Source organism: Vibrio sp. 1401, from assembly GCF_033340295.1.
In genome coordinates, this window is sequence record NZ_JAWOWF010000162.1 from 1 (window position 1) to 978 (window position 978).

The window sequence follows — 978 nt, forward strand, 5'->3', positions numbered from 1 at the left end:
ACGGCTTTTTTGTCTTTGCGACGGCGTTGAATTACGCGATCGCCAAGCAAGTCACTTTCGCATATCAGCGCGAAATTCAGCTCGTCATGAATAAAGCCGTGTTCTGCTGAACCAAGAATCAACGTGAAACGGTGGTCTGACTCCAAAGCGTGATACAGCGATTCTTGTACCACTGGGCGAACGTTGATGCCTTGCAGAAGCGCAGTCAGGGCTTCGCGTCGACCTTCTGATTCCACGGAAAAGATGATTTTGCCCGTAAATTGTTCGCTGAATTGGCGCAGACGAGACAATGGCTCTTTGTTTTGCTGTTGAACGCCAAGTTCTGCCAGTGTTTGTACCGCTCAGTTTTGGCGGCCAGCACGTTTCACTCCTTTCTCTAGGCTGAGCTGTGCCTGAGGAAGTTGTTTGAAGTGTGCAAACAATTCGTCTTTCTTGAGCCACAAATCATGTGGGGCAAGAAGTGGACGCAGAGGATCAATTTTCTTTTGATCGTAGCGATATTCGACGTCATTTAAGAATGTGTCGACAGCTGCTTCAATGTCGCCGTATGTGATCAGCTGCGAATCTTCAGGTAAGTAGTCGAACAGGGTTTCGGTATGGTCGAAGAACAGTGGTTGCCAGTATTCAATGCCTGCCGGCCACGTTCCTTTGGTGACTTGCATGTAGATGGATTCTGGCTCGCGTCTCGCCTCAAACTGGGTGCGCCAACGAGTACGGAAATCTTCAATCGCTTCTTTCGTCGTTGGGAATTCATGCGCAGGCAGCAATTGGATTTGCTGAATATCTTCGATAGAACGCTGATTTTCTGGATCGAAAGTGCGAATGGTGTCGATTTCATCATCGAAAAAGTCAATGCGGTAAGGATCTGCACTGCCCATTGGGAACAAGTCGAGAATCGAACCTCGGCTCGCGTATTCACCCGGCCCAAATACTTGGTCTACATGACGGTAACCCGAGTTCTCTAGTTGCACTCTCAGG

1 pseudogene is annotated in these 978 nt (G+C 48.9%); it reads right to left on the reverse strand.

The window, feature by feature from the left end:
- Positions 1-978: pseudogene (locus R7Z77_RS24275) on the reverse strand (transcription-repair coupling factor); the annotation flags it as partial.